General features: G+C 60.7%; 7 protein-coding genes. 6 read left to right on the top strand and 1 reads right to left on the bottom strand.

Translation table 11 applies throughout. From position 1 onward, the window contains the following. From HGP14_RS27735 to HGP14_RS27710, 6 genes are all read left to right on the top strand, one after another. A partial coding sequence (locus HGP14_RS27735; RefSeq protein ID WP_205927370.1) for a GH25 family lysozyme occupies nucleotides 1–796 on the top strand: 796 nt, incomplete at its 5' end. A gap of 232 nt (nucleotides 797–1,028) precedes the next feature. Continuing rightward, nucleotides 1,029–1,451 (top strand): EF-hand domain-containing protein, encoded by a 423-nt coding sequence (locus HGP14_RS27730; protein WP_168833083.1) that lies wholly within the window; start codon nucleotides 1,029–1,031, stop codon nucleotides 1,449–1,451. Nucleotides 1,452–1,712: 261 nt separating this feature from the next. Continuing rightward, nucleotides 1,713–2,165, top strand: a complete 453-nt coding sequence (locus HGP14_RS27725) for a hypothetical protein (protein WP_409527110.1) — start codon at nucleotides 1,713–1,715, stop codon at nucleotides 2,163–2,165. A gap of 61 nt (nucleotides 2,166–2,226) precedes the next feature. Next, nucleotides 2,227–3,498, top strand: a complete 1,272-nt coding sequence (locus HGP14_RS27720; protein WP_168833082.1) for an energy transducer TonB — start codon at nucleotides 2,227–2,229, stop codon at nucleotides 3,496–3,498. A 290-nt stretch (nucleotides 3,499–3,788) separates the two neighbouring features. Further along, on the top strand, nucleotides 3,789–4,208 hold the full coding sequence (locus HGP14_RS27715; protein WP_168833081.1) for a helix-turn-helix domain-containing protein: 420 nt from the start codon (nucleotides 3,789–3,791) through the stop codon (nucleotides 4,206–4,208). A 558-nt stretch (nucleotides 4,209–4,766) separates the two neighbouring features. Beyond that, a complete protein-coding gene (locus HGP14_RS27710; RefSeq protein ID WP_168833080.1) occupies nucleotides 4,767–5,075 on the top strand; it encodes a hypothetical protein in 309 nt (102 codons plus the stop codon). Nucleotides 5,076–5,204: 129 nt separating this feature from the next. On the opposite strand, the gene HGP14_RS27705 is transcribed toward HGP14_RS27710, so the two are convergent. Further along, on the bottom strand, nucleotides 5,205–8,423 hold the full coding sequence (locus tag HGP14_RS27705) for an efflux RND transporter permease subunit (protein WP_168833079.1): 3,219 nt from the start codon (nucleotides 8,421–8,423) through the stop codon (nucleotides 5,205–5,207). Between the last annotated feature and the right edge of the window lie 3 nt (nucleotides 8,424–8,426).

The raw sequence follows: 8,426 nt of genomic DNA, 5'->3' as shown, positions 1-8,426 counted from the left end.
ACCGGCAGCCATGCCCGATCCGGCGGAAACTCCGACTGCCGCCTTCGCCCCCGTCGCCCCCGTCGACCCCGCGCCCCCCGCGATCGATCCGTCGCCGAGGACGCAGATTTACAGCCGCCGCTTCCGCGACGCCAAGCCCATCAATTTCGGTTCCGCCTCGCCGCGGAAGCTCGCCGTGCACGGCGTCGACGTTTCGCGCTGGCAGGGCGGGATCGACTGGGCGAAGTTGCGGACACAAGGCGCGAACTTCGCCTATATCAAGGCGACCGATGGCGGCGACCATCTTGATCCGATGTTCCGAAAGAACTGGCGCAACGCGAAGGAGGCCGGGCTTAAACGCGGCGCCTATCACTTCTTCTACTGGTGCCGGACCGCCGGGGAGCAGGCAGACTGGTTCATCCGCAACGTCCCGCGGGACGCGGACGCTCTTCCGCCAGTCATTGACGTCGAGTGGAACGGGGAATCGAGCTGCAGGAAACAGCCCTCGCGGGCGCGGGTGCTGGAGAAGATGCAGGTCTTCATGGACAAGCTGGAGAGGCATTACGGCCAACGCCCGATCATTTACACCGCCCCCGACTTTTATCGCGACAATCTGCAGGGGGCGTTCCCCAACTATCACTTCTGGCTGCGCTCGGTAGCCGCTCACCCCGCCAAGGTCTATCCGGGACGAAAGTGGCTCTTCTGGCAGTATTCGGGCTCCGGCCTCTCGCATGGCGTCGAAGGCAGGATCGACCTCAACGTATTCCGTGGCAGTGAGGCGGAGTGGCACGATTGGGCTGAAGCATCGGCCGGTTGAGCGAGTCGGATAAGAAAGCAGCGGTTTTCCGCAATGCCTCTACGGTCCTTGCCCGGCCGGATTCCTGAGCGCCATAAAAATCACGGTCGTTGCGTCGGCTGCATTAGGCCGACGCATTAATCCTTTTCAGTTGTAGCGCAACTCGCCAATTCGCGTTTTTGGCAAGGTCCGGACAAGTATCGGCCCACAACTTGGCCTTGCGTAAGGTCAGCCAGAAAAGGATATCATTTTTATGAAAGTAGGATCTGACAATTCCGTTTACAGCCTGTTCGTCCCGAAGGCGCGCAAGAGTCCGTCCGTGAAAGATGAGGGCATGGAGGTGTCGCCTCAACAGCCACCAAAGGCGCCGCCACTGCGAACCGATGATGAACTTGTCGCTGAATTCCAGGCGCGCATGGCCCGTCAGGCGATGGAATGGGCAGATACAAACAAAGACGGCACGCTCACCAAGAGCGAATATCTGGATGGCCAAACGCGCCTCGCCGCACTCAACGACCGGCCTTACGATGCTAGCTATAACGAGGACCGGTGGGCAAAACTCGACACGACCGGTAAGGGCTCCGTCAATGAGGACGAACTTCGCGAAGGTTTGGCCAACATCTTCCCGGTAAAAGTTGGGCATCTGGATCCAAACTACCGGCTACCCAAGTCCTGAGGCCGCCTAGCGGCCCCTGAATGATGGATTTGACCGTCGCGAAGGAAATGATACGCGGCGGTCGTCGGCACGAGATCTGCTAAAAGCCTCGGGATGCCCTTTGACGCCTTATGCCTCAATCGTCTCGGTGTTGCGCAACTGCAATGCTTCGCCCCCTGCTGGTTCTCCAGCGGATTATAGAGCTGTAGCCGCTCTGGCGAACGCCGTCCGTCTCTGATATATGACTATTTCAGTCAAGTTTCGGAAATGAATGGAGAAGTGATGTTGGCGGCAGGCAGGTTTGCAACTTTCGTGGTGGGCGGATTGATGGCGGCTGGAAGCATTTTCTCCGCCTATGCACAGGATGCCGCCGCTGCCGCTCCGGCTCCCGCAAATGCCCTCGAAGTCGAGCTCAACGCCCTGACGCCCTCGCAGAAGGGCTGCATGATGACCTTCGTGGCGCTGAACAAGCTGGGCTCACCGGTCAACAAGATTTCCTTCGAGCTCGCCTTCTTCAACGACAAGAACACCGTCGAAAAGATCACCGTTTTCGATTTCCGCGATCTGCCGCAGGGCAAGAAGCGCGTGCGCCAGTTCGACATGCCGAACGTCAAGTGCGAGGCGGTCACCCGCATCCTGATCAACGATACGCCGGTCTGCGATGGTCCGGCGGCCGGCGAATGCATGAAGGGTCTCGTCACTCGCTCGCAGATTTCCGTTCCCTTCGAAGGGTGAAGAATGGCGCCGGAGTGACCTTCGGCGAGGCTTCAGTTTCCAACGGGCCGGGGCAAGGCAAATGGTAGTTTCAGCGAAATCCAGGTCGCGGCACGCGTTCTTCGTCGAGCAGGATGTGGGCGGTTCGAACGACAACCCGCCCGGGCTCCTTCCCGGGCACGAGATGCCGGAACTGCGCAATGCGGCGCGCCAGCCCGCTGGCGAAGCCATCATCCATTATACCCGTTTCGCTCAGATCGAATGCTTCCCGGAACATCCGCGGGGCCCGAAGGCTGGTGCTGCGGATGCGCCGCCCATGGACCAGGGCGCAATTGAAAAGCAGGACGCTGCCCCGAAGCTCCGCAAGCGCAATGTCGCCGTAGCATGCCTGACCTCGTTTGCCTTTCATGCGATACTTTTCACCGTGCTTACCGTCGGCTTCGTGGTGACGCCGCATGAGCCGGAGGAGGAGGCGGGCGAGACCGTCAGCGTCGTCATTCTCGGCGATTCCGAGGTCGACCAGGCGTCTGCCGGCGACCCCGACCTGCGGGTAGAGCCGCAGCCCGAAGAAGTGGTGGCTGAGACCGTTCGGCCGGAAACGGTTCAGCCCACCGAAGTGCAGCCGGAAAGGGCGGAACCTGTGGAAGCCGAGCCGGTTCGGCCGGTGCAGGAAGTGACGCGGGCATCTGCAGAGACCGTCACCGCTGCAGAACCGGAAGTCCTGACCTCGAATGTTCCGACGGAGACCTCCGTTATCCAGCCGATGGCGACCGAGATACCGGAAGAGGTAAAGTCCCTTGAGCCGGTGGAAACTGCGGAAGCCCTGCCGGAGCCGGTGCAGCCGGAAGAGATGCCGATGCCCGCGCCGAAGCCGAAGGCCGTGCAGCCGGTCGAAAAGCCGAAGGCGGAAAAGAAAGAGCCGCCGAAGAAGGTCGAAAAGAAGGTTGCCGGCTCGCAGGGTGAGAATAAGCAGGATTCGAAGCGTGGCGCCAACGACGGCGAAGAACTTGCGAAGTCGAACCAGAACTCCCGTTCAGCGCGCGGTTCGGATGGAGCAGGCAGTGCGGCTGTAGCCAATTATCCGGGCAAAGTTCGATCCCGCATCAATCGCGGCGTAAAGGTGCCAAACGAATACAAACGCATGGGCCGTTCGATGTCGGTACGCGTCAAGTTAACGATTAGTGCCAATGGTTCACTTGCTGGTTTGTCCATAACGCAAAGCTCTGGACTTCTACAGTTGGATCAGGATGTTGCAGCTGACGTTCGCCGCCTCTCACCATTTCCGCCACTGCCGGCTGAATGGGGCAAGCCGACTTGGACGTTTGACGTGGGGGTCCAGGTCACCGGCCGCTGAAAGTCGCGGGAGCGGTCAAGCACGTATAAAAGCTCTTAAGCTCGTGTATAGGTCATCCCCTCCTTTTTAATAGTTGGAGCCTTTCTCCCGACAATAGCAACGGGCAGGGAGGATGGTGTAACAGTAATAGTCCGGCTTACGTCCATTTGCAGGAGGTGCACGCAGCGGCCTCGTCTGCGGCCGCTGGATGCGGTGCAGTAAGCTGAGCGATTTGGGACCCGAAGGGCGGCCTGCCCGGCTTACCCTGGAACAGGTGCCATTCAGTAGCGTGCCTCCTGGGAAACAGTGAAATGAACGCAAAAACTCCCAATGCAATCGACGTCCATGTAGGTTCGAGAGTGAGAACGCGCCGGTTGTTGCTCGGGCTCAGCCAAGTGCAACTGGCCGAACAGATCGGCGTTACCTTCCAGCAGGTGCAGAAGTACGAAAAGGGTATGAACCGCATCGGTGCAAGCCGGCTCCTGAAGATCGCTGAAGTTCTCTCCGTGCCGCCAAGCTTCCTCTTTCAGCAGGACGGAGCATCGCCGCGGCGCCTTGATGGAGACGAAACTCCGGACAGCGCTGATCCAGTAGGCGAGTTCCTGCGCTCGAAGGAGGGGCTCGCCCTCAATCAGGCATACCTAAAAATTACAGATGCAAAGGTGCGGGAGAAGGTCCTTTCGCTGGTCAAGGCAATGGCGGCCGCCGAAACCGAAGCCCTCGCAATGTGACCATCGCTGCCGCATCGCACAGGATCGCCGCGGACCGAGCGGCACTCCAGCCGATGCTCGAGTTCAAAAACATGTGCAGCTTCCGACGGCGGCATTTGTTATCCGCGCAAGCACTGTCCGAAGCAGGCTGACATTCCACGGTCAATATCGCCTCTCAAATTTCAACAGAACCGTTGGGTCGGCACTGAGCCAAGTCCGGAGTGTAAGGGGACGGGAAAGGTGCCGCGACCTGACCATGGGTCTATGATTGGGACAACCTCTGTATAATTTCGCGCGGTGCAACGGAATGGTACCTTCTTATAGCTTCATCGGCGAACTCCCCCGATGAGGCGTTTAGTACAGCCTCGGTGCTTCCCCACCCCCCTCGCGCACCGTGGCCAGCGGATATCGTATCCGCATTGACCGCCTCCTTCAGCCGGGGCGGTCTTTTTTTGGGCGCTCGTGTCGTGTCACTCGCGATTCCGGCCGCAGTGCCGGCGCGGAATTCAACACCTCTCCAAAATTTGCTTTGAATGCCGCGGACGCCGCTGCTTAACTGGCTTCAGGGGAGGACCTTCCATGAAGAGCGTGATCCTAGCCGCGGCGTTTTTGCTCCCGTCATCAGCCCTTGCCGTCGAGGCCGTGAACGTCAATTCCGGGGCTTACACTTGCAACGAGCTTGCGCAGATCATCCGCCAACAGAAGGCAGTTTTTGTCCGCGTCGGTTTCGGCGGCCGCAGCTTCCGTTATCCGCCAGCCCGTTGCCGGTTGGGTGACAAGCGAGACACGACCAGTTTGCGTGATGCCAACGGAAAGATGTGCATCCTCGACTATGCCTGCGTGTACGACCCGGCATCATCCTATAATTGGTCCTTTGGTTCGCGCTGAGAGGTGAGTGCGGTGTCCTTCGGCGGATCGCCGACGCTCTCGCCTTCTAGCGCCGGATGCCCGCCTAGTGAAGGAAAGCAAGGATCCCGAGCTGAACCGGACTTTCCTCCGTCAGGCGGCGGCTTTGTGCTAACTCAAATCGGCACGCCTTTGCGTGGAACTCGCAACCTGATCGGGCTCATGTGGCCGCTCACCCTCTGGGGCAGCCGCGGCGGCGGGCTGCGGCTGCGAGCCGCCAGCAAGCTTATGCGCACGTTCCCGGAGCGATTGAAAGACCACATAGAGGGCCGGGATGATGAAGATCCCGGCGAGTGCGGCCACCAGCATGCCGCCTGCAACACCCGTGCCGACCGCCCGGCGGCTGAGCATGCCAGCCCCCTGCGCGATAACCAGCGGGATCAATCCGGCGATGAAGGCGAAGCTGGTCATCATCACTGCCCGGAAGCGGGTCCGGGCGCCCTGAATGGCCGCATCGACGATGCCTGCACCTTTCTCCCGCTGGAACTTGGCAAATTCGACGATCAGGATCGCATTCTTGGAGGCCAGCGCAATCAAGACCACAAGCCCGATCTGGGCGTAGATGTCGAATGACAGACCCGCAATCAACACTGAAAGAAGAGCGCCTGCGACACCGACCGCCACCGAAAGCAGAACCGGGATCGGAATCGTCCAGCTTTCATAAAGAGCGACCAGGAAGAGGTAGGCGAAGAGGACGGCGAGCGCCAGGATCACGGTGGTCTGGCCAGCCGCCTCGAGCTCCTGAAGCGCTGTTCCGGTCCACTCGAAGCTGTAGCCTGCCGGAAGCGTCGCTGCCGAAAGCGCTTCCATCGCAGCAAGCGCCTGGCCGGACGAGACGCCGGGGGCCGGCTGGCCATTCAGCGTGATGGAGCGGTAGTTGTTGTAACGCACGATCGATTGCGGGCCTACGATGTAGTCCACGCGCGCCACGGATGCGACGGGGACCATCTCGCCGGACGCATTGCGGACATGCAGGCGTGGAATGTCGTTGACGGAATCGCGATCTGTCTCGGCAGCCTGCAGATTGACCTTCCAACTGCGGCCGAAGAGGTTGAAGTCATTAACGTAATACGATCCGAGCGTTCCCTGCAGCGTGGCGAACAGATCGCTGACCGACACCCCAAGAGCCTGCAGGCGATCGCGATCGAGATAGAGATAGAGTTGCGGAGAGGTTGCCGAGTAGGTGCTGAAAGTCGGCCCGAGCATCGGGTTCTGGTTCGCCGCCACGATCAGCCCGCCGGCCGTCGCGGCAAGTTCCGTGGGTGGGCGTCCCTGCAGGTCGAGCAGTTGATATTCGAAGCCGGAGCCGGTACCCAGACCGAGGATCGGGGGCAGGTTGAAGGCGAAGACCTGAGCGCCCCTGATTGTCGTGCCCTTGGCCATGGTGGCCGCTATCGCGGAATCGACCGAGGCGGCTGCGCTCTCGCGCTCGGCGAAGGGCTTCATGGTCACTACGGCAAAGCCGCTGTTCGATTTCGCCAGGCCATCGAGAAAGCTGTAGCCCGTGACGGTGATGACGTTCGCGACTCCTTCGATGCCGCCCAGCAATGTTTCGACCTGGCGCACAATCGTGTCGGTCCTGTTGTAGGATGAGCCATCCGGCAGACGGATTTCCACAAAGAAGGCGCCTTGGTCCTCGCTCGGCAGGAAGCCGGTCGGCACGACACGGAACAGCCAACCGCTGGCGCCAATCGCGATCGCCAGCAGCACGAGGCCGACAATGGCTCTGCGAGCGATATGCTCGGCGACATACGCATAGCCGTCGCGGCTGCGGTCAATGCCGCGCGAGATCCACCCAAGAAGGCCCCGTTTCGGTCCGTGGTGCGGTTTGAGGAGGATTGAGCACAAGGCCGGACTGAGCGTCAGGGCATTGATCGCAGAAATCGCCATTGACACCGAGACGGCGACCGCAAACTGCTGGAAGAGCTGACCGCTGAGACCCGGAATGAAGGCGACGGGCACGAAGACCGAAAGCAGGACGAGGGTGATCGCAACGATCGCGCCGGTGATTTCGCCCATGGCAAGGCGGGCTGCCTCCGGCGCACGCATGCCAGGATTCTCCTCCATCACCCGCTCGACATTTTCGACGACGACGATTGCGTCGTCGACAACGATTCCGATAGCGAGTACCAGCGCCAGCAGCGACACGGTATTCAGCGAAAAGCCCATCGCCAGTATGACCGCAAACGTGCCGATAAGGGCTACCGGAACGGCGACCAGCGGTATCAGCGTCGCACGGACGCTGCCCAGAAAGAGAAATACGACGACGATGACGAGCACGAACGCCTCGATCAGCGTATGGGCGACGTTCTCCACACTCGCCTCGACGAATTCGGAGGTGTCATAGGAAATCTTGTAGGTGAGACCCTCCGGAAAGGCGCGGGAGAGGCGCTCCATCGCCGCCCTGACACCCTCTGCTGCGGAAAGCGCATTTGCGCCGGGAGCCTGATACGTCCCGATCATGGCGACCGGCCTGCCGTTGAAGCGCGCGCTGGAATCCGAACTCGCTGCTCCGAGCTCAACCTTGGCAACGTCGCGAATGCGAACATAGGAGCCGTCGGGCTGTGCCCGCAAGACGACGTTTCCGAACTCTGCGGGATCGGTCAGCCGCCCCTGGGTCTGCAGGTTGAGCTGGAACAGCGGGTCGTTCGTCATCGGCTGGGCGCCGATACGGCCGATGGCGGCCTGGACGTTCTGTGCCCGCAAGGCGTTGATCACATCCGTTGGCGTCATCTCGAGGCTAGTGAGGCGATCGACGTCGAGGACCACGCGCATCGAATAGTCCTGGGCTCCGAACATCGATGCATCGCCGACACCCGGCACCCGCTTGAGCGTATCCATTATGTTGATGGTCGCGTAGTTCGAAAGAAACAGCGAATCGAAGCTGTCGTTCTCGCCATAGATGGCGATCACCTGCATCAGGGCGGAGGATTTCTTGCGGACGCTGACGCCGGTCTGCTTGACCTCGGATGGCAGGCCGGCTTCGGCGAGCGACACACGGTTCTGGACGTTGACAGTGGCGATATCCGGATCCGTCCCGACGGCAAAGCTGACCGTCAGGTTGTAGGATCCGTCAGCGCCGCTCGTGGATTTCATGTAAAGCATGTCGTCAACGCCGACGACCTTGCTTTCGATCGGCTGAGCGACGGTCGCTTCGACCACTTCGGCGCCGGCGCCGGGATAGTTAGCCGTGACACTGACCTGCGGCGGGACGATATCGGGAAACTGGGCGATCGGCAATCTTGTCAGCGCAATCAGGCCGGCAAGCGTCAGCACGATGGAAATGACGGCGGCAAATCGCGGGCGATCGATGAAGATTGCGGAGATCATGGC

It is taken from the genome of Rhizobium sp. P32RR-XVIII (assembly GCF_012641395.1).
In the GTDB taxonomy this organism is placed as follows: domain Bacteria; phylum Pseudomonadota; class Alphaproteobacteria; order Rhizobiales; family Rhizobiaceae; genus Rhizobium.
This window is presented reverse-complemented; position numbering and strand designations above follow the sequence as displayed.